Consider the following 20,278-nt stretch of genomic DNA (forward strand, 5'->3'; position numbering starts at 1 on the left):
GCGTTTTGCCGCGGTGCGCCCATGGTGCGATTCGCATGCCCCGTGCGGCGATGCGCCAGGAGGTTTTCCGGGGCGGCGTGTCGTTTTTCAGCCTCGAGGAAACGTGAAAGGGCCACCGCCGCTTTTCATGCGATCAGTTGGGGTGCGCTATCTAAATCCTCCCAGATTGGTCGTCGTTTGCTTTGCAAAGAGGCCGATGGGTATCGGCTCTCGGGCCTCGAGCGCTCTGCCGTTGGCGGCTTCGATCACGTGTCGGGGCTTGGGCGCTGACGGACGGTGGCGTTTGAGCTACACTAAGCAGATTACGGCGAAAGGAGCCCAACATGGGATTGTTCGACAGGATCAGCGAGGGGCTGGCGCGTTCGCGTGATCGGTTCAAGGAGCAGATGAACGTTCTTCTCGATCGCGGGCCGGACCTCGATGAGGAGTTTTGGGAGGATCTCGAGGAGACGCTCGTCTTGTCCGACATCGGTGGCGGAGCGGCCAGCGAGATCGTGGAGGGTCTGCGCGACACGGCCGTGCGCAAGGCGCTGCCGGACGCCTATGCCGTGCTCGATCTGCTGAACGACCGGATAGCCGATGCGTTCGCGACAGGAGGCGGGGAGGTGCTCTCGGGCGGACCGGCCGTGGTGCTGTTCGTGGGCATCAACGGCACGGGCAAGACCACCACGGTGGGCAAGCTCGCCAAGGAGGCTGCGGATAAGGGCCGCACGGTGCTGCTCGGCAGCGCGGATACGTTTCGCGCAGCGGCCATCGAGCAGCTCGAGGAGTGGGCGAGGCGCGCGGGCGTGGAGGTGGTCACGCGCGAGCGCGGCAGCGATCCGGCCAGCGTGTGCTACGACACCCTCGATCGCGCCGAGCGGAAAGGCGCCGAGCTCGTGCTCATCGACACGGCGGGACGTCTGCACACCTCGTCCGACCTCATGCGCGAGCTCGAGAAGGTGGTGGGCGTGGTGCGCAAGCGCTCAAAGCTTCCCGTGTTCACCGTGCTCGTCATCGACGCCACCACCGGCCAGAACGGCCTGCAGCAGGCCCGCGAGTTCGACCGCGCCCTCGATCTGGACGGGGTGATCGTCACGAAGCTCGACGGCACCGCGAAGGGCGGCATCGCGCTCGCGGTCTCTCACGAATTGGAACTGCCGGTGCTCAAAATCGGCGTGGGAGAGGGCCTCGACGATCTCAAGGACTTCGACGCGCACGACTTCGCCCGCGCCCTCGTCGGCGATTTCGACGAGCGGGGGTAGGGCCACATGTCGTGGAGCAAGGTTCATTCCGATCCCGATGTGTACGAGGTGAGGGTGCCCTTCCAAAACGTGTCCACGAGCGCGACGAACTGCTTCGTCGTGATGGACGGCGGCGAGGCCCTTGTGGTGGACACGGGCGCTCCCACCGAAGAGGGCGCGGCTGTGCTCGACGCGGCGCTCGACGAGATCGGGGTCGAGCGTTCGCGGGCGACGTTCTTCCTCACGCACCTGCACTTGGACCACGCAGGGCTTGTGGACCGCGTGGCGCCCGAGGGCGCGACGGTTCTCGTGGGCTCGGCCGATTTCGACGCGATGCGGGCCTCGGGCGCGTCAGCCTACGAGCGGATGCGCCGTCTGCTCGCATCGGAGGGGGTGTCCCTGTCCGATGCGTCTGGGTACGCGCGCCATTCGGTCGAGATGCCGCTGTTCGATCCTGCGCGCGTGGACGTGCGTTTCGCGGTCGAGGGGGACGAGGTGCCCGTCGGGGGGCGGCGCTTGCGAGTGGTGGAGGTGCCGGGCCACACGCCTGGCAGCCTTGCTTTGTTCGATCCTGCCTCGCGTATTTTGTTCGGCGGCGATCATGTGCTGTTCGTCATCTCGCCGGGTATCGCCCTGTTCCCCGACGGCCGCGACGGCCTTCAGGCTTACCTCGACAGCTTGGAGAAGGTGCGCTCTCTCGGTTGCTCGCGCCTGTTCGTGGCCCATGGGGACGAGCGCGCCGATTTCGAGGCGCGCATCGACTGGTTGCGCGCTCACCATCTGGGACGTCTTGAGGAGGCGCAGGGCATCGTGCGGTCCTGCCCGGGCTTGTCCGGCGAGGAGGTCGTCCGTTCCATCAAATGGAACGTGCCCTTCGAGCGATGGGAGGACATCTCCTTCATGCAGCGATGGTGCATCGTCATGGAGGGACTCGTCTTTTTGAACCACCTCGTTGACCGGGGCCTCGTCCGCAGGGACGAGGACGAGGCGGGCGTGCGCCGGTACTTCTGAGGATCGGCGGGTCCTTACCGACCCGCCAACGGGTCGACGGGCTTGGCGAGGAACTCCGTGAAGCTGCGCGCGCCGATGCAACGTCCCTTTGCCAGCATGTCGGCCCAGATCGCGTTCGCCTCAGCTTCCGATACGAGTCCGTTCTCGTATGCTTCCACGAGGATGCTGCCCGTCGTCTTGTACTTCAATCCGAAGGCGCGGATGTAGGCGGCGGTGTCGCGGAAGTTGTTGCTGGCCACGATGCCCCCATGGGCGATGGCGAACGCCATGGCCGCCGCCTCGCCGCGGCCGATCACCTTGAATCCCGGCTTCGGACGGCTCGTCATCTCACGGTACAGGGGGAGAGCCGGCGAGGCGAGGTCGATGTCGCAGACCTCCACGGCGGCGTCTGCGGCCAGCGACGCCACGCGCTCCTCGAATGCGGGCGCGCAGACGCGCGAGAGCTCGTCGAGCACCGATTGGGGGATGACGACGCGCCCGGGGTAGAGCTGCGTGACGATGCTTTCCCGACCGGTCCAGAGGAAGGCCGAGAGGCAATCCGTGTCGAAGAACAGCGGATCAGTCAACGAGCTCGCCGTCCTCGAAGGTCTCGATGAGGATGTCGTCGCGGAACCCGTCCGCTAGCAGTTCCTCTGCCTTGCCTTGCGACAGAGCGCCCTGGCCGAAGAGATCCGCGATGCGGTCGACGTAGTCGCCGTCGGCCATACGCGTCTTGCTCCCGCGCAGCGGCTCGTACAAGGCCGTCGGGTAGCCGAGCTTGCGGGCGCCCGCCTTCACGTTGCGGCCGAGCGCTTCCTTCTGCGCGGCGTTCACAACCCCTTCGTCCTGCAGACGCACGAGCAGGGCTAGGCGCGAGATGCCGAACCTCTGCTCGATGGCCACCACGGACGCGAGCAGTCGTTCGTCGTCGGCCGCCTCGCCTTCCGTGAGCCCGTGCGTTCGCAGCTCGTTTCGGAGGGCGTGGTAAGGGAGCAGGAAGTGCGAGGCGAACGCATCCGCCGCCCACTCGGTTTCGTCGTAGCGCTTCGTGCTCTTCGGGCAGATGGTCGTTGAGGACGCATCGTCGTAGAACAGGTGGTACAGCTCGTGGGCGACGGTGAAGCGCTGCCGCCCGAGCGTCTGCGCCGAGTTGTACGCTATGAGCGAGAAATCGTCGTGCTTGACGCACATGCCGCTTATGGAGTCGCCCAGCGGGTAGGCAACCGTAGTGAGCCGTGGGACATCGCGGACGCAGGCGAGCACGTCGACAGGGGAGAGATTGTCCTTGCCGAAATCGGCGCGCAGCTCCTCGGCCAGGCGCGCCGCCTCGTCCCTACGCTTCATGGCCCGTCGCCTTCTCGAGCGCGGCCAGATCCTCGAGGTTGCGCACGATGCGCCCGATGGCGGCGAGGGCCTGGAGATCGTCGACGCCGAACCCGTCCGCGCGGAACGCCACCGCCTTTGCTTCCGACGTCTGGGGGCCGTCGTCGAGCAGGTCGTCGAGCGTGCAGAAGAACAGGTCGCAGAGCCGCTCGAGCGAGGCTACCCCGAGGGAGCGTTGACCGGCCTCCACCTTGCTCACAAGCGTCTGATCGATCCCAAGGTACTGTGCCACGTGCTCCTGCGTGAGCCCGCCGCGCTTGCGCAGACGCTTGACGTTCGCCCCAACGGTCGCGTTGATGTTCGCCATACGGCCGCCTCCTTTCCCTTGACAGGATACCATGTCTTGTCATATTTGGGGCAAGAATAGTTTCAGGAAATATGACGGATCGTTGGCGACGAGGCGGGCGGAGATGCGGGAGTCTGATCTCTGGAGGCATCCTCCCAGCCGTTGAAAAGGTGAAGTTCATCTCCGGCGGAGGTCGTCGGGTATAATCTTGCCCTAACGAACGACATGACCGACGACGGGAGCGCACCTTCATGCTCGAGAACCTCTCCGAACGCCTTCAAGGCATATTCAGCGGCCTGCGCGGCAAGGGCCGCCTGACCGAGGACGACATCAACGGCGCGATGCGCGAGATCCGCATGGCGCTTTTGGAAGCTGACGTGAACTTCAAGGTGGTGAAAGGTTTCATCGCCCGCACGAAGGAGCGCTGTCTGGGCGCGGAGGTGCTCGACTCGCTCACGCCGGCGCAGAACGTCATCAAGATCGTGCTCGACGAGCTCACCGAGCTTCTCGGCCGCACGGACAGCAAGCTGGTTCTCTCCAGCCGCATCCCCAACGTCATCATGCTCGTGGGCCTGCAGGGCTCCGGCAAGACGACCGCGGCCGCGAAGCTGGCCTGGCGCCTCAAGCAGGAAGGCCATTCGCCCCTGCTCGTGGCGTGCGACGTGTACCGCCCCGCCGCCGCCGATCAGCTGCAGACGCTTGGCGGCGAGATCGGTGTGCGCGTGTACCGCGGAGACGGGCGGGATCCGGTGGAGATCGCGCGAGAAGGCGTTCAGGACGCCATCGACAACCTGCGGGACGTGGTGATCGTCGACACGGCGGGCCGCCTGCATGTGGACGAGGCGATGATGGACGAGGCCGAGGCCATCAAAGCGGCCGTAAAGCCCGATCAGATCCTCATGGTGGTCGATGCGATGACTGGCCAGGACGTGGTGAACGTTGCTGCGGCCTTCGCTGAGCGCGTGGACTTCGACGGCGTGATCATGTCGAAGATGGACGGCGATGCTCGGGGAGGCGGTGCGCTTTCCATCAGGGAGGTCACGGGCAAGCCCATCAAGTTCGTCTCGTCAGGCGAAAAGCCCGATTCGCTCGAGGAGTTCCACCCCGACCGCATGGCGAAACGCATCCTCGGCATGGGCGACGTGGTCAGCCTCATCGAGAGCGCCGTCAAGGTGCAGCAGGAGGAGATCGAGCAGGAGCAGGCAGAGCGCATGATGCGCGCGAACCTGAATCTGAACGATTTCATCGAGATGAACCGTCAGATCCGCAAAATGGGCGGCATCGCGAAGCTCGTCTCTGCGCTGCCGGGCGGCGACAAGGCCATGGCGGCAGGCCAGGTGGATGAAGGCGCGCTCGACCATATGGAGGTCATCATCAACTCTATGACCAAGGCTGAACGCGAGAAGCCCGATCTGTTGAACGGATCTCGACGCGCCCGCATCGCGGCCGGCGCCGGCGTGACCGTCTCGGATGTGAACCAACTGATCAGGAAGTTCAACGAAGCCAAGAAGATGATGAAGAAGATGATGCCCGCCGTGGAGGACATGCAGGGCGGCAAGAAGGGCAGAAAGGGCAAGAAGGGTCGACGGCGCCGCATGGGTTTGCCCGGCATGGGAGGCATGAGCATGGCCGACTTGAAAAAGCTCCAGGACATGATGGAGGACAAATAAGGGACGGTTCCTTTTTGTCATCTTGCTGCCCCCGTCAGAGCAGGAGAATGGCCATGAGGAGGCGAACGTGCCTAGGGCTGCGAGGAAGAAAAGCGCGAGCGGCATTTACCACGTGCTTGCAAGAGGGATCAACCAGCAGCGAATTTTCGAAGACGACGCTGATTTTGCCCTTTACTTGAAGATACTTGCGCGCGTGAAGCGGGAAAGCCCATTCGTTTTGTATGCCTATTGCCTGATGAGCAATCATGTTCATCTCCTTCTCGGCGAGCAAGACGTCTCTCTGTCGCGGGTCATCCAGCGCATAGGGGTCTCGTATGCGTATCGATTCAATCAGAGGCACGATCGAAGCGGGCATCTCTTTCAGGATCGTTTCAAAAGCGAGCCAGTAGAGGATGATGGATATTTCATAACCGTCTTGCGCTACATTCATGACAATCCTGTCAAAGCGGGGCTATGCTCCAGCGCCGAGCAGTACAAATGGAGCAGTTGCGGGCGGTTAGGCTGCGCGGACAGTCTCGTGGACGAATCGAATTTGTTCGATATCGTGCCGCGTGAGGAGATCGCGGAGGCTGAGCATGCGGGAAAGGAGCGCCTCGAGCCTTTTCCTGCGACGCGGAAGGGACGTAAGCCGCGTCTGAGCGATGAAGAGGCGATGGAGGTTCTGAAGGAGGCGAGCGGGGTTTCCTCGTCCGGTGCGTTCCAGAGGCTGCCGAAAGAGGAGCAGCGCAGAGCTGTCTGCGGGCTTCTCGAACAGGGCTCGTCCATTCGGCAAGTCGCTCGAATAACCGGCTTGGGCAAAGGAGTTGTCGAAGCATGGCGCAAGCAGCTTCTCCGGTTGTGATGCTGTTTCGCAAGACAAAAAAGAACCGTCCCTTATTTGTCCTTATTTGTCCGACCGGGAAGGGGAAGGGAGTGCGATGCCGAGCATACTCATAGTCGACGACGATGCGGACCTGTCCGCCATCGTGGCACGCTACCTGGAGAGCGAGGGGTTCGCGGTCGAGCGCGCGGCGAGCGCGGAGGAGGCTTACGACGTCCTTGCCGCTCGTGCGTTCGACCTGGTGCTGCTCGACATCAACCTGCCGGGCGACGACGGGTTCGCGGCGTGCGCGGCGCTGCGGCGCGCAAGCGACGTGCCCATCGTGTTCGCCTCGGCGCGCACGAGCGAGACCGACCGCATCGTCGGGCTCGACACGGGCGGGGACGACTACCTGCCGAAGCCCTACTCGTTGCGCGAGCTCTTGGCCCACGTGAACGCGCTGCTCAGGCGGTCATGTGGGCGAGCGGGCGGGGGAGCGGCGGGCGCTGCGCTTTCGGCCGGGCCCTTCGTCCTCGACGAGGGGGCGGGCGCGGTGCTGAAGGACGGCGAGTCCGTTGCGCTCTCGCCCAAGGAGTTCGCGCTCGTGCGGTTCCTCATGGCGCACGAGGGCGAGGCCGTGTCGAAGGAGCGCCTGCTGGCCGAGGTGTGGGGCGCGTTCTCGGAGGTGGAGCCGCAGACGGTCTCGGTGCACATGAGCTGGCTGCGGGCGAAGCTCGAGGACGATCCGGCGCATCCCGCCTATTTCAAGACCGTGCGCGGGCGGGGCTACCGCTTCGACGCCGAGGGCGGCGCGTCGTGACGGCGGCCTCCCGCGAGGGCGCGCGCATCGCGCGACGGCTCGTCGGCATCGCCGTCGCTGCGACGCTCGTCCTCGTCCTGGCGGCGCTCGCGGCCACGGCCCTGCTCGCGGGCGACGGGCCGGCCGCCGAGATGCGGGCGCAGACCGTGGAGCTGAACGCGGCCCGCGCCGAGCTGCCCGAAGGCGCGGACGCGGAGGCCGCCGACGCCGCGCTCTCTCGCGCGCAGGAGGCGCTGCGCACGGCTACCGACGTGAGGGGCGGCCTCCCCATCGCTCTGGTCTGGGCGCTCGCCGCGCTCGGGGCGGCGGTCGTGTGGGGCGTCGTCGTCTACCTTCACGTCAGCGTCGTGCGTCCGTTCATGCGGTTGGAGGCGTTCGCGCAGGACGTGGCGGCGGGCAACCTCGACGCTCCGCTCGCCTACGAGCGCAGCAACCCGTTCGGACGCTTCACCTGGGCGTTCGACAACATGCGCGCCGAGATCAAGCGTGCCCGCGCCGCCGAGGCCGAGGCCGTGGAGCAGGGCAAGACGGCGATGGCGGCGCTCTCGCACGATATCAAGACGCCCATCGCGTCCATCCGCGCCTACTCAGAGGCGCTCGAGCTGGGCCTCGCGCGCGACGACGAGGAGCGCGAGGGCTACGCGCGCACGATCGCGCGCAAGTGCGACGAGGTCACCTCGCTCACCGACGACCTGTTCCTCCACGCGCTCGCCGACCTCGACCGCATCCAAGTGCGCTGCGAGGACGCGCCCATCGCCCGCACCGTGCGCCAGGCGGTCGCGGATTTCGGCGTGACGGGCAACGTGGCGCTCGGCCGGGTCGACGAGGCGCGGGTGTCCCACGATCCGAAGCGCCTCGAGCAGGCGCTGGAGAACCTGCTGGCGAACGCCGCCAAGTACGCGCCCGGCGCAGGCGTGGAGGTGGAGGGCGTCTTCGACACCGCCGCGCGCGCCTACTGCGTGCGCGTGCGAGACCACGGTCCCGGCATCCCGCCGGAGGACCTGCCTTTCGTCGCCGACCGCTTCTACCGCGGCTCCAACGCGCACGACGCCCCTGGAGCGGGCCTCGGCCTGTTCATCGTGCGCCACCTGGTAGGGCAGATGGGCGGCAGCTTAAGCCTCGAGGACGCAGAGCCGGGTCTGCGCGTTCGGGTCGAATTCCCCCTCGAACCTTAAAGACTCCTTAATGTTGGCACGGCTACGATGCCTTCCAGAGACCAAGCGAGACGAGAGGGCATCATGAAAGAACCCATCATCCAAACCGAGCGGCTGTGCAAGAGCTACGCGGCCGACGGAGTGCAATCCCACGTGCTGAGCAACGTCGACCTGACGCTCTACGAAGGCGATTTCACCGCCATCATGGGACCGTCGGGCTCGGGCAAGTCGACGCTGCTCTACTGCCTGTCGGGCATGGACGCCCCCACGGCGGGCGACGTGCTCTACCGGGGCAAGAGCATCACGAGCCTGCGCGAGCAGGACATGGCCGAGCTGCGCGCGCAGTATTTCGGCTTCGTGTTCCAGCAGGCGCATCTCGTGTCGAACCTCACGCTGTTCGAGAACGTGGCCGTGCCCGGCTACCTGAAGGACGGCCGCGCGCCAGCCGACACGCGGGCGGCCGCGAGCGCACTCATCGAGCGCATGGGCCTCGCGGAGGACGCCCACCACCTTCCCAGCCAGGCATCCGGCGGCCAGCAGCAGCGCTGCGCCGTGGCGCGCAGCGTGGTGAACGGCCCCGACATCGTGTTCGCCGACGAGCCCACCGGTGCCCTCAACCGCGCGAACACGCCCGAGGTGCTCTCGCTGCTTTGCGAGCTGAACGGCAGCGGCCAGTCCATCTGCATGGTCACCCACGACGTGCTATGCGCTCTGCGCGCGAACCGCGTGCTGTACCTGGAGGACGGCTCGATCAAGGGCGAGCTCGACCTGCCCGCCTTCCGCACGCAAGGCGACGCCGCCTACCTCAAGGCCCGCGACGCCCAGGTGAATGCCTGGCTGTCGTCGCTGGCCTGGTAGGGGGTGGACGTCATGGCGCTCATGCGAACGCTCGTCGCGGCCGGCCTCAAGCGGGGTAGGGCCTCGTTCGCCGGCATCTTCCTGCTCATGGCCTTGACGGCCGCCGCGCTCTCGTTCACCGTGAGCATGTACGCAGACCTCAACGCCCGCGAGGAAGCGGCCCTTGCCGAGATCGAAGCGGGCGACGTGTACGCCGTCGACGTGGCGGCGAATATCGATGGCGAGGTGGTCGCTGAGATCGAGGCGCTACCCGAGGTGGGCGAAATCCGTCTGAACGGCGCGCTTTCCGTTCCCGTGCGGTTCTATGGCGCGGACGGCGAGGCCGTGGGCGAGAACCCCACCTCGGGCACCGCGCTCGTGGCTTGGGGCGACGCCCTCGATTTCCGTCTGCTCTCCGACGACGGGATGCGCCTTTCCGACGATACGCCCGAGCCCGGGCCAGACGAGGTCTACGTTCCGGTGTCTCTCAAGGCATCTCCCGGCGTGCAGGAAGGCGACAAGCTAGAGGTGCTCGTGGGCGACGAGGCGCGTTGCTTCACCATCGCGGGCTTCTTCGAGGACCCGCAGCTCGGCACGCCGTTTCTGGAGATGAAGCGCTTCGTGGTGGCGCAGAGCGCCTACGACGAGGTGGGGTCGCTTGTCGACGAGGCCGCAGCTCTGGTCGAGGCTCCGGCCGACCCCTTCGCCTCGCAGGCGAAGTTCGCCGCCTACCGTATGGCCGAGATGAATGCGCACCTGTCCGACGACGCGCGCGAAGCGGGCTTGACCGGCGCGGATCTCGTGCGTATCCTCGCCGAGGAGGTCGCATGGGCAAACACTGCGACGGGCATGTTCGCCTCCGACACGCTCGTGGGCTACGCGATGATGGTGGTGGTCATCGGGGGCGCCGTCATGGGCGTGTTCGCGCTGCTTCTGTTCGCGATAGCGCTCATCATCTGCACGCACACGGTGTCGACCTCCATCGAGGAGGGCTACGCCGACTACGGCACGCTCAAGGCCCTCGGCCTGCCGAACCGCGCGCTGCGCGGCATGCTGGTCGTCGAGTACGCGGGCGTGAGCCTGGCGGGACTCGCCGCGGGACTTGCGCTGGGATCTGTCCTCGTGCCCTTTGCGCTTCCGTTCTTCGCCCAGCTCACCTGCGTGCTGGCGAGCAACGCCGCCCCGCCGCCGGCGGCGATAGCCCTCCTGGCCGTGCTGCTCGCGCTCGTGGCGGCGGTCGTCGCGCTCAAGACGGCCAAGCTCGCGCGCATCTCGCCGCTCGTGGCGTTTCGCGGCGGAACGTCCGACGTGCGCTTCCGCAGCCGCGGCGAGCGTCCCTTGGGCGGCAGCCATCTGAGCTTGCAGCTGGCGGTGCGCGCCATCATGTCGGCGAAGCGGCGCTACGTGGGGCTCGCAGGGTGCGCGTGCGTCCTGTGCGCGTTCATCGTGCTCGTGTTCGGCATCGGCGGCACGCTGCGCGGCGAGAACTCGGCGCAGGACGCGTTCGGCATGTGGGAGAGCGATCTGTCGATCACCCTCGCGTCGCCCGACGTGGACATAGCCGAAGTCGAGCGCGTCATCGAGGAGACGAGCCCCATCGAGAAGTCGTGGCAGGAGGCGTTCGCCATGGTGAACTTCGGCGGGGAGGGTCGCTCGTTCGCAGGTCTGAGCGACCTAACCCTCGTGCAAGGCGTGACGGAGGGCCGTCTGCCCGAGCACGACAACGAGGCGCTCGTCGGCGTCAACCTGGCGAAGTCGATGGATCTGCGAGTGGGCGACGAGCTCGTTGTGGACGGCGCGGACGGGAAGGAGCGCCGGTTCGTGGTGTGCGGGCTGCTCTCCGCCATGTTCAACGCAGGCTACGGCACCATCCTCACCTACGACGGAGTGCGCGACCTGGCCGGAACCGCCGAGGACGCCGCCGAGCCGTCGCGCCAGTACCAGCTGGCCGACCCCGATGCCGCCGACGATGCGCGCGCCGTCGTCGAAGCGCGGTTCGGCGATGCGGTGGACACGCGCGCGACCGGCATGTTCGCCGACACCGGCAGTATAATCGATCTCATCCAGCAGCTGTTCGCCGCCATGGGCTATGCGATGGCGGCCGTCGCGGCAACGCTCGCGTTTTTGGCCGTGTCGCTCATCATCGGGCGTATGCTCACGGCCGAGCGCCACGACCTGGGCGTCTACCGCGCGCTCGGCTTCACGTCGCGCGCCCTGCGCCTGCAGTTCGCGCTGCGCTTCTTCCTCGTGGCCTTCGTCGGCTGCGCGCTGGGCGCGACGGCGGCGGCGCTCGGCGGCAGCTGGCTCATGGGGCAGCTGTTCGGCCTGTTCGGCGTGTCGCGGTTCGCCATCGACGCAAACCCGCTCATGGTGGGCGGCCTCACCCTCGGCCTCGCGCTCGTGTTCCTGATCGCCGCTTACGCGAGCGCCCGAAAAGTGAGGCGCGTGGACGTGCGCGAGCTGGTGGCCGAGTAGGGCGGCTCCGCCAACCTCCCCGGGTCCTCCTCCCTCCCGCATCCGACGGTTGCCGCCGAGCCGCATGGACGGCGCGGCGCCCTCTGCTATACTGGCGCCGCACATGGCGAAGCCCGCGAGAAAGGATGCGCCCATGGCCCTGGAGATCCGGCCGTACCGCGAAGAGGATGTCGCGGGAATGCTCAAGGTGTGGAACGAGGTCGTGGAGGGTGGCGAGGCCTTCCCTCAGATCGAGCCGCTCACGCATGCGGAGGCTGAGGAACTCTTCGCGGCCCAGACGCTTTCCGTGGTGGCCGACCTCGATGGAAGGGTCATGGGACTGTACGTGCTCCGTCCGAACGACGTGGGACGCTGCGCGCACGTGGGCAATGCGAGCTACGCCGTGGCGTCGAGCGTGCGCGGTCTCGGTCTGGGCCGTGCCCTCGTGGAGGACTCGCTCGCGCAGGCGGCGCGCAAGGGCTTCCGAGGCCTGCAGCTCAATGCCGTGGCGGCCGGAAACGAGCCCGCCATCCGTCTTTGCGAGGGGTTGGGCTTCGCGCACGTCGGAACCATCCCCGGCGGCTTCGCGAATTTCATGGGCGACTACGAGGACGTTCGCATCTACTACAAGAGCACGGTTCCCGCATGGCGTGCTTGTTGAGGTTAGCGGCTGCCGCCCGGTCGGGCGGCTCGCGCGTTTCCAAACGTGGGCTTTTCGAGGATGCGCGGCCTCGGCGTTGGCCGGCTTGGTTCGTTTCGCTACAATTCTGTTCGGTAACCAGCTTGTCAAACGGCCGTTCACGTCGTATCATAAGCAATTACTGTTTTCGCTACGCTGCGGATCGCGGCGTCGAGCGTCTAATCGAAGGCAAGAAGCAAAAAAGGAGTTCAACTTCATGGCAGTCAAAATCCGCCTCGCTCGTCACGGCGCGAAGAAGCGCCCCTACTACCGCATCGTCGTCGCCGACTCGCGCAGCCCGCGAGACGGGCGTTTCATTGAAGAGGTGGGCCGTTACAATCCCTGCGTCGAGCCCTCCATGGTGAAGTTCGACATGGACAAGGTCGACCAGTGGATCAAGAACGGCGCGCAGCCGACCGACACGGTTGCCGCGCTGCTCAAGCGGGCTCGCGAGAACGCCTAGCCCTATGGCCGAGCAGACCGAAGACATCGTCGGCCTCGTCGAGTCGGTCGTTCGTCCCCTCGTCGATTTCCCCGACGATCTGGATATCTCGGCAAGCGATGCCGAAGACGGGTCGATCCTTGTCGAGATGCGCGTGAACGAAGAAGACGCCGGCAAGGTCATCGGCCGCCAGGGCCGGGTCATCAAGGCGATCCGCACGCTCGCTCGCGCAGCTGCCTCGCGCACGGGTGCCCATGTCGAAGTGGAGCTTCTCGACTAGATGCGCGCGTGGGCGAACGTGGCCGAGTTGGCCAAGCCGAAAAACCTGATCGGGGGGCTCGTCGCGCGCAGCGCGCCGGGCCTTCCTTTTTTGCTGCGAGAGGGGCTCGAGGTTGCTTTCGTCCCGCCGCAGCTCGACGCGCCGCGCCGAGCGAGGGTCGTTTCAGTGCAGGAGCAGGCGAAGGGTGCCTTTCTCGTGACGTTCGAGGGGGTCGATTCCATCGAGGTCGCCGAGCGCCTCGCCGGTTGCTGCTGTCTTGTGCGGCGTGCCGACCTTCCGCAGGACGCGCTCGTCGCTCCTGGGGAGGGGCTCGAGGGCTTCGAGGTGCGTGATGCGCGCGCAGGGCGCGTGGGCCTTGTGGCCGAGATGGTGGAGGGGCCGGGCCAGACGCTGCTTTCCGTCGAACGGCCCGACGGGCGCACATCGCTCGTGCCCTTCGTCGACGCCTTCGTCGTGAGCGTCGACGAAGATGCGCGTCGAATCGACGTCGACGTGCCGGACGGCCTGCTCGACTTGTAGCTTGCGCCGACGAAAGGACCTGCCCCATGATCATCGAAACGCTGTCGACGTTCCCCGGCATGTACGCCTCCGTCATGGGCTCCTCCATGATGCGCATAGCCCAGGAGAAGGGCATCCTCGAGTTCAAGGCGCACGATCTGCGCGATTGGACCCACGACCGCCATCGCACCACCGACGACGATCCCTACGGCGGCGGCGACGGCCTCGTGATGAAGTGCGAGCCCATCTTCGAGGCGCACGACGCCATCGCGAGCACGGGCCCGCGCCCGACCACCGTGTTCCTCTCGCCGTGCGGCGAGCCCTTCGACGACGCCGTGGCGTGCGAGCTCGCGCGCGAGGAGCGCCTGCTGTTCGTGTGCGGCCACTACGAGGGCATCGACGAGCGCGCCTACGCGCTGGCCGACCGCGTGATCTCGCTCGGCGACTACGTGCTGACCAGCGGCGAGCTTGCCTCCATGGTGGTCATCGACGCCGCCGTGCGGAAGCTCCCCGGCGTGCTGGGCGCCGAGACGGGAGCGCTCGGCGAGAGCTTCGCTGACGGCCTTTTGGAATACCCCCAGTACACGCGCCCGGCGACGTTTCGCGGCATGGACGTGCCTCCGGTGCTGCTGTCGGGCGACCATGCGGCTGTTGCGCGCTGGCGTCGGGAGCGGAGCTTGGAGCGCACCGCGCGCCTGCGCCCCGACCTCTTGGAGCGTGCGGAGCTTTCGAGCGCCGACCTCGAGCTGCTCGAAGCGCTGGGGACGGCGGCCGAGGCGTAGGCGTCGCGCTTCGCTAAAGCGCGCCGCGCATCGACCGCTCGAAAGACGTCGCGAGAGTTTCAGTGCGCGGTCGGACTGCGATGGGGAATTTCATGCGGAGCGGTTGGGTAAGCGCGTGGGATGCCGCGCTGTCCGTCGACGAGGGGTGGTGAGTCTCGCCGTCCTCGCGACACAGCGGCCTGTCGGCTTTACGCGGCGTGCTTGGAGGGGATGAGCCCCTGATCTGCCGAAAAAAGCTGTCCGGCAGGGGCGGTGTCGAGCCTGTGCCGTTTGGGGAAACGGTCGAAGGGGGTCCCTCGCTTATCTCTCGGTCCGTTTTTTTGCGCATGCCCGCACCCTCGCAATTCCGCTCGATCGCATCGCGGCGGTGCGCTATCATGAGCCTTGTTTCCCGATTGGTCGCCGTGTCCGCTTCGAAAGGATGCACTCAGCTGATGAACTCCGGAAAGCATGTCGCCATGCAAAGGCCCGCCCTACCGCGCCGCTTTCTCAACTCGTTCGCATGGCTGGGCTTCGTCGCCTTGCTGTCGTGGCTGACGCTTGCGTACGTGGGGCGCGCCTACGCGGTGCCCTCCGGCTCCATGGAGGAGACCATCATGACCGGCGACATGGTGTTCGCCGAGAAGGTGAGCTACCTCTTCCGCGACCCCGAGCCGGGCGACATCGTGACGTTCAAGGACCCCGAGATCCCGGGCCGCATCCTCATCAAGCGCTGCATCGCCGTGGGCGGGCAGACCGTCGACATCAACGACGAGGACGGGCTCGTGTACGTGGACGGCGAGCCGCTCTCGGAGCCCTACGTCGACGGGAAGCCGTCGTACCGGCTGGCCGGCGGCGTGGTCTACCCCTACACGGTGCCCGAGGGGCACGTGTGGGTGATGGGCGACAACCGCACGAACTCCCAGGACTCCCGCTTCTTCGGCGCCGTCCCCGTGTCGACGGTGGAGGCGCGCGGCTTGGTCGTACTGTGGCCGTTTGACGAGATGCGCTTGCTTTCGTGACGCGCAAGGTGGAACGCGCCGAATCGTTGCCAGCTTGGTGGGGCGGACGGGCTTGCCGCACTCCAAAGATCGGATGAGCGCTTTCGAAGAGCAGCCTCGGGGCTTTTTGGGTCGATTCGGAGAGGCGGCGAGATCGCGCCCTTTCCGCCCGTTGTCCGGCCTACCGCGCCGCCGAGTGCCGATGGCTTTGCTCGGCTGAGGGAAACCATGCTCGCCGCGAGCGTCGCATGCTGTTGCCTTTTCGCCGGATGATCGGGAATTTCTGCAAACTTTGTCGAACGTGGCGAACACATGGCGCGGACGCGCTATCATATGCTCTCGTGGTCTCAGCCGGGCGCTCCGCCCGCGTCGAAAGGATAGACATACCTCATGGATTCCGGTCAGCACGCCGTTCGACAGCGTCCGGGCATTCTCAGGACGCTTCTCGGGCTTCTCGTCATGGTGGCCTTCGTCTTCGTGCTGTCGTGGCTGTTGCGCACGTTCGTGTTCCAGGCCTACGAGATACCCTCCGGCTCCATGGAGGAGACCATCATGACCGGCGACATGGTGTTCGCCGAGAAGGTGAGCTACCTCTTCCGCGACCCCGAGCCGGGCGACATCGTGACGTTCAAGGACCCCGAGATCCCGGGCCGCATCCTCATCAAGCGCTGCATCGCCGTGGGCGGGCAGACCGTCGACATCAACGACGAGGACGGGCTCGTGTACGTGGACGGCGAGCCGCTCTCGGAGCCCTACGTCGACGGGAAGCCGTCGTACCGGCTGGCCGGCGGCGTGGTCTACCCCTACACGGTGCCCGAGGGGCACGTGTGGGTGATGGGCGACAACCGCACGAACTCCCAGGACTCCCGCTTCTTCGGCGCCGTCCCCGTCTCGTCCGTGACGGGCCGGGGGGCGCTCGTGTACTGGCCGCTCAACGATTTCAAGCTCCTCGACTAGCGCGCAAGGTCGAGGGCGACGGGTTTGATCGAGACAAGGAGAACCATGGCAACGCACACCGCATCAGCGCACGGGGGGCGCGACCGAGCCGAAGGACGACCCACGCCGACGTTCCAGGACGTCATCATGAACCTGCAGCGCTACTGGGCCGATCAGGGCTGCGTCATCCTGCAGCCCTACGATAACGAGGTGGGCGCCGGCACGAACGCCCCGGCCACCACGCTGCGCTCGCTCGGTCCCGACACGTGGCGCACCGCCTATGTGCAGGGCTGCCGCCGCCCCACGGACGGCCGCTACGGCGAGAACCCGAACCGCACCCAGTTTTACTACCAGTTCCAGGTGCTCATGAAGCCCTCGCCCGACGATATCCAGGAGCTGTACCTGGGATCCTTGCGCGCCATCGGCATCGACGTGGACGCGCACGACGTGCGTTTCGTCGAAGACGACTGGGAAAGCCCCACCCTTGGCGCGTGGGGGCTGGGTTGGGAAGTGTGGATCGACGGCATGGAGGTGACGCAGTTCACCTACTTCCAGCAGGTGGGCGGCTTCGAGTGCGCGCCCGTGCCAGTCGAGATCGCTTACGGCCTCGAGCGTCTCACCATGTACATCCAGGGCGTGGACAGCATGTTCGACATCGTGTGGAGCCGCGGCGCGGACGGCGTCGTGTTCACCTACGGCGACGTGTACCTCGAGAACGAGCGCCAGTACTCGCGCTACAACTTCGAGGTGGCCGACACCGACTTCCTGTTCCAGGAGTTCAACGACCGCGAGGCCGAGTGCCTGCGCACGCTCGAGGCGGGCCTGCCGCTGCCGGCCTACGACAGCGTGCTCAAGTGCTGCCACGCCTTCAACCTGCTCGATGCGCGCGGCGTGATATCGGCCACCGAGCGCATGGCCTACATCTTGCGCGTGCGCACGCTCGCGAAGGCGTGCTGTGCGAGCTACATGGAGCACGTGGTGGGCATCGTGCCCGCCGAGGAGGGCGAGTCCGCCGCGGAAGCGGCGGGGAAGGAGGACGGCCGTGAGTAACCTGCACACGCTCGCGTTCGAGATCGGCACCGAGGAGATCCCGGCCTTCGACCTGCATCGCGCGACCGCTCAGCTGGCCCGCCTCGTTCCTGACGCGCTCGACGCCGTGCGCATCCTGCATGGCGAGGTAACCGTCCATACGACGCCGCGCCGCCTCGTCGCCATCGTCGAGGACGTGGCCGAGCGCACCGAGGCCCTTACGGAGACGTTCCGCGGCCCCTCGGTCAAGATCGCCTTCGACGCCGACGGCAATCCCACGAAGGCCGCCGTCGGCTTCGCCCGCGGCAAAGGCGTTGACGTGGGTTCGCTCGAGGTGCGCGAGGAGAAGGGCGTCGAGCACGTGTTCGCTACGCGCCGCGTGGAGGCGCGCGACGCCGCCGATCTTCTGCCGGAGGTGCTCGAGGGCGTGATCGTCGGCATCTCGTGGCCGAAGTCGTGCCGCTGGGGCTCGACGAGCGAGTATTTCTCGCGTCCGGTGCGCTGGATCGTGGCGATGCTCGACGAGCGCGTCGTCCCCGTGCGCTTCGCGGGCCTCGAGGCCGGCAACCTGACGCGCGGCCACCGCTTCCTCGCGCCCGGCCCGCACGAAGTGCCGACGGCGCGCGCGCTTTTGGACGTGCTCGAAGCGGCTCACGTGGTGACGAGCGAGGGAGCGCGCGAACGGGCCATCCGCGAGGGCGTGGCCCGCGTCGAGCAGGAGTGCGGCGCACATGCCGAGCTGCCCGAGAAGACGCTTCTGGAAGTCGTGAACCTCTGCGAGCAGCCCACCGTGCTCGCAGGAGCGTTCGATGAGGAGTTCTTGCAGGTGCCCGAGGAGATCATCGTGGACGCGATGCTCATGCACCAGCGTTACTTTCCGCTTTACGACGGGGACGGCAAGCTGACGAACCGCTTCATCGTGGTGAGCAACGGCGATCCGGCGTGCGCCTCAACCATCGTGGACGGCAACGAGCGCGTTGTCCGCGCGCGCCTGTCCGACGCGAAGTTCTTCTACGAGGAGGACCTCAAGCGTCCGCTCGAGGCCTACGTGGAGCGTTTGGACGAGGTGGTGTTCCAGGAGTCGCTCGGCACGATGCGCGCGAAGGCCGAGCGCATCACGGCGCTCGCGCGGCACCTCGCGGCCGATGCGGGGCTCTCCCCGGCCGATGCGGCCGACGCAGAGCGCGCCGCGCACCTCGCGAAAGCGGATCTCGTGACGAGCGCCGTCGTGGAGTTCACGAGCGTGCAGGGCGTCATGGGCTCTTACTACGCCGCGGCGTGCGGCGAGGGCGAGAAGGTCGCGCGCGCCATCGCCGACCATTACCGCCCTCGCTTCGCCGGCGATGAGCTGCCGGCATCCGCTGCGGGACGCGTGGTGGCCATGGCCGACAAGCTCGACACCATCTGCGGCCTAATAGCCGTGGGCCAGGGGCCCACGGGCTCGTCAGATCCGTTCGCGCTGAGGCGCAGCGCGCTCGGCATCCTGTCCATGCTGCTCGACGAGGCGCTGCCGCTTCGTATCGGGCTTCTGCGCGCCATCGACGAGGCGCTCTCGTCCTACGCGCGCCAAGGCGTGGCCTTCGATGCGCAGGTCGTTCGCGATGAGGTGGCGGACTTCTTCGTCGCACGGGCGAAAGTGCTGCTGCGCGACGAGGGGCGCGCGCCCGACGCGATCGACGCGGTTCTGGCCGCGGGCGTTCGGGAGCCCGTCGAGTTCGTGTCGCGGGTGCGTGCGCTCGATGCCGCGCGCGAGGGAGACCCCGACGCGTTCGCGGATTTGGCGACGGCTTACGCCCGCGCGAACAACCTGCGCGACGCGTCGCTCGGCGCGGAGGTGGACGAGGCCCTGCTCACCGAAGTGGAGCATGCGCTGTCGTGCGCGGTCGTGCAAGCCGAGGGCCGCGTGGCGCGCGCGCTGGCCGCCGACGACTATCCGTCCGCTCTCGCCGAGCTCGCAAGCCTGCGCAAGCCCGTCGACCTGTTCTTCGAGCGCGTCATGGTCATGGACGAGGACCGGGCCCTGCGCGAGAACCGCCTGCGCCTGCTCAACCGTTTCGTGGCCGTGTTCGAGGGCGTGGCCGACTTCGGCAAGATGGCGAAGGGCAAGTAGCATGTCGGAGTTCATCGCCTATGGAAGCTCCACCGAGCTGCCCACGATCCATGTGATCAGCGACTCGGTGGGGCTCACCGCCCAGGCGGTGGCCCGTGCGGCCGCCGCCCAGTTCGGCGTCACGAATCCCACTATCGAGGTGCTGCCGAAGGTGCGCACGTTCGAGGAGATCCGCCGGTTCATCGACGAGCACGGGGCCGTCCATGCGCGCAACATCGGAGACGGGCGCATGCTCATATTCTACACGCTCGTCGACCGCGTGCTGTCGCGCCAGCTTGCCGCCTACGCCGCCGAGCGCGACGACATCGTGGCCGTCGACCTGGTCACCGACGCCATCGGGGCCATCTCGCGCATGACGGGCCGCGAGCCGTCCACGAAGCCCGGCGGCCTTCACGTGGCGGACCAATACTACTTCCAGCGCATCGAGGCCATCGAGTTCACCATCGCGCACGATGACGGGCGCAACCCGCAGGAGCTGCATCAGGCGGACATCGTGCTTCTAGGCGTGTCTCGCTCGTCGAAGACCCCGACGTCGATCTATCTGTCCCAGCAGGGCTACAAGGTGGCGAACATCCCGCTCGATCCGTCCACCGAGCCTCCCGCCGAATTGGAGAGCGTGGATCGGACGCGTCTGTTCGGCTTGATGACGACCGCTGAAGTGCTCATCGGCATCCGTCAGCGCCGCCTTGGGCGGGCTGTCGGGGTTGCATCGCGCTATGCCGATCCCGAGTACGTGTACGAGGATCTTGAGAAGGCTCGCTCGCTCATGCGCAGGCTCGGGTGCATCGTCGTCAACACGGAGAACCGGGCCGTGGAGGAGACTGCTCAGGAGATACTGCGCTACTACGAGCGCGTCCATCCTCCTTCGATCACCCCTGCTCTGCGTTGATCGCGGCAAGGGGATGCGCAGAGAGCGGGGCGGAGCC

The 20,278-nt window shown here is 66.8% G+C and carries 21 protein-coding genes; 18 read left to right on the plus strand and 3 right to left on the minus strand.

Features of this window, described 5'->3' with window-relative positions:
• The first annotated feature begins 323 nt into the window (after positions 1-323).
• Positions 324-1,244 carry a signal recognition particle-docking protein FtsY gene (ftsY, locus tag B5F40_RS05880; RefSeq protein WP_087193446.1) on the plus strand — a complete coding sequence of 307 codons (921 nt, stop codon included), beginning with the start codon at positions 324-326 and terminating at the stop codon, positions 1,242-1,244.
• Positions 1,245-1,250: 6 nt separating this feature from the next.
• Positions 1,251-2,234, plus strand: a complete 984-nt coding sequence (locus B5F40_RS05885) for an MBL fold metallo-hydrolase (RefSeq protein ID WP_087193447.1) — start codon at positions 1,251-1,253, stop codon at positions 2,232-2,234.
• Positions 2,235-2,248: 14 nt separating this feature from the next.
• Here B5F40_RS05885 and B5F40_RS05890 read toward each other — a convergent pair whose 3' ends face one another.
• Genes B5F40_RS05890 through B5F40_RS05900 form a run of 3 tightly spaced genes read right to left on the minus strand, consistent with a single transcriptional unit; the run spans position 2,249 to position 3,903 of the window.
• The gene (locus tag B5F40_RS05890; RefSeq protein WP_087193448.1) at positions 2,249-2,800 is read right to left on the minus strand and encodes a hypothetical protein; all 552 of its coding nucleotides are present in this window, start codon (positions 2,798-2,800) and stop codon (positions 2,249-2,251) included.
• Entirely contained in the window at positions 2,793-3,557 is a 765-nt protein-coding gene (locus B5F40_RS05895) for an ImmA/IrrE family metallo-endopeptidase (RefSeq protein ID WP_087193449.1), read from the minus strand. The genes B5F40_RS05890 and B5F40_RS05895 overlap by 8 nt, the downstream gene beginning before the upstream one ends.
• The gene (locus B5F40_RS05900; RefSeq protein WP_162610907.1) at positions 3,547-3,903 is read right to left on the minus strand and encodes a helix-turn-helix domain-containing protein; all 357 of its coding nucleotides are present in this window, start codon (positions 3,901-3,903) and stop codon (positions 3,547-3,549) included. Before B5F40_RS05900 ends, B5F40_RS05895 begins: the two co-directional genes overlap by 11 nt.
• Positions 3,904-4,133: 230 nt before the next feature.
• Here B5F40_RS05900 and ffh point away from each other — a divergent pair, with 230 nt between their 5' ends.
• From ffh to B5F40_RS05980, 16 genes are all read left to right on the plus strand, one after another.
• Positions 4,134-5,552 carry a signal recognition particle protein gene (ffh, locus tag B5F40_RS05905; RefSeq protein WP_087193451.1) on the plus strand — a complete coding sequence of 473 codons (1,419 nt, stop codon included), beginning with the start codon at positions 4,134-4,136 and terminating at the stop codon, positions 5,550-5,552.
• Between the two features lie 67 nt (positions 5,553-5,619).
• Positions 5,620-6,393, plus strand: coding sequence for an REP-associated tyrosine transposase (locus B5F40_RS05910; RefSeq protein WP_162610908.1), 774 nt, complete (start codon positions 5,620-5,622; stop codon positions 6,391-6,393).
• Positions 6,394-6,469: 76 nt separating this feature from the next.
• On the plus strand, positions 6,470-7,171 hold the full coding sequence (locus B5F40_RS05915; protein ID WP_087193453.1) for a response regulator transcription factor: 702 nt from the start codon (positions 6,470-6,472) through the stop codon (positions 7,169-7,171).
• Positions 7,168-8,346 carry a sensor histidine kinase gene (locus B5F40_RS05920; protein ID WP_087193454.1) on the plus strand — a complete coding sequence of 393 codons (1,179 nt, stop codon included), beginning with the start codon at positions 7,168-7,170 and terminating at the stop codon, positions 8,344-8,346. Before B5F40_RS05915 ends, B5F40_RS05920 begins: the two co-directional genes overlap by 4 nt.
• A 63-nt stretch (positions 8,347-8,409) precedes the next feature.
• Positions 8,410-9,183, plus strand: coding sequence for an ABC transporter ATP-binding protein (locus tag B5F40_RS05925; RefSeq protein ID WP_087193455.1), 774 nt, complete (start codon positions 8,410-8,412; stop codon positions 9,181-9,183).
• Positions 9,184-9,195: 12 nt separating this feature from the next.
• Positions 9,196-11,637 (plus strand): FtsX-like permease family protein, encoded by a 2,442-nt coding sequence (locus B5F40_RS05930; protein WP_087193456.1) that lies wholly within the window; start codon positions 9,196-9,198, stop codon positions 11,635-11,637.
• A gap of 133 nt (positions 11,638-11,770) precedes the next feature.
• Positions 11,771-12,277 carry a GNAT family N-acetyltransferase gene (locus tag B5F40_RS05935; protein ID WP_087193457.1) on the plus strand — a complete coding sequence of 169 codons (507 nt, stop codon included), beginning with the start codon at positions 11,771-11,773 and terminating at the stop codon, positions 12,275-12,277.
• Positions 12,278-12,512: 235 nt separating this feature from the next.
• On the plus strand, positions 12,513-12,758 hold the full coding sequence (gene rpsP, locus B5F40_RS05940) for a 30S ribosomal protein S16 (RefSeq protein WP_087193458.1): 246 nt from the start codon (positions 12,513-12,515) through the stop codon (positions 12,756-12,758).
• A 4-nt stretch (positions 12,759-12,762) separates the two neighbouring features.
• Entirely contained in the window at positions 12,763-13,017 is a 255-nt protein-coding gene (locus B5F40_RS05945; RefSeq protein WP_087193459.1) for a KH domain-containing protein, read from the plus strand.
• Positions 13,018-13,536 carry a ribosome maturation factor RimM gene (locus B5F40_RS05950; protein WP_087193460.1) on the plus strand — a complete coding sequence of 173 codons (519 nt, stop codon included), beginning with the start codon at positions 13,018-13,020 and terminating at the stop codon, positions 13,534-13,536.
• Between the two features lie 26 nt (positions 13,537-13,562).
• Positions 13,563-14,297, plus strand: a complete 735-nt coding sequence (gene trmD, locus B5F40_RS05955) for a tRNA (guanosine(37)-N1)-methyltransferase TrmD (RefSeq protein WP_087193461.1) — start codon at positions 13,563-13,565, stop codon at positions 14,295-14,297.
• 434 nt (positions 14,298-14,731) lie between these two features.
• Complete coding sequence (lepB, locus tag B5F40_RS05960) at positions 14,732-15,298, plus strand: signal peptidase I (RefSeq protein ID WP_087193462.1); 567 nt, start codon at positions 14,732-14,734, stop codon at positions 15,296-15,298.
• Between the two features lie 369 nt (positions 15,299-15,667).
• A complete protein-coding gene (lepB, locus tag B5F40_RS05965) occupies positions 15,668-16,234 on the plus strand; it encodes a signal peptidase I (protein ID WP_087193463.1) in 567 nt (188 codons plus the stop codon).
• A gap of 45 nt (positions 16,235-16,279) precedes the next feature.
• Complete coding sequence (locus B5F40_RS05970; RefSeq protein WP_087193464.1) at positions 16,280-17,263, plus strand: glycine--tRNA ligase subunit alpha; 984 nt, start codon at positions 16,280-16,282, stop codon at positions 17,261-17,263.
• Positions 17,256-19,352 carry a glycine--tRNA ligase subunit beta gene (glyS, locus tag B5F40_RS05975; protein WP_087193465.1) on the plus strand — a complete coding sequence of 699 codons (2,097 nt, stop codon included), beginning with the start codon at positions 17,256-17,258 and terminating at the stop codon, positions 19,350-19,352. Before B5F40_RS05970 ends, glyS begins: the two co-directional genes overlap by 8 nt.
• Before the next feature lies 1 nt (position 19,353).
• Positions 19,354-20,241, plus strand: a complete 888-nt coding sequence (locus tag B5F40_RS05980) for a pyruvate, water dikinase regulatory protein (RefSeq protein WP_087193466.1) — start codon at positions 19,354-19,356, stop codon at positions 20,239-20,241.
• Positions 20,242-20,278: the final 37 nt, after the last annotated feature.

It is taken from the genome of Gordonibacter sp. An230, assembly GCF_002159915.1.
In the GTDB taxonomy this organism is placed as follows: Bacteria; Actinomycetota; Coriobacteriia; order Coriobacteriales; family Eggerthellaceae; genus Rubneribacter.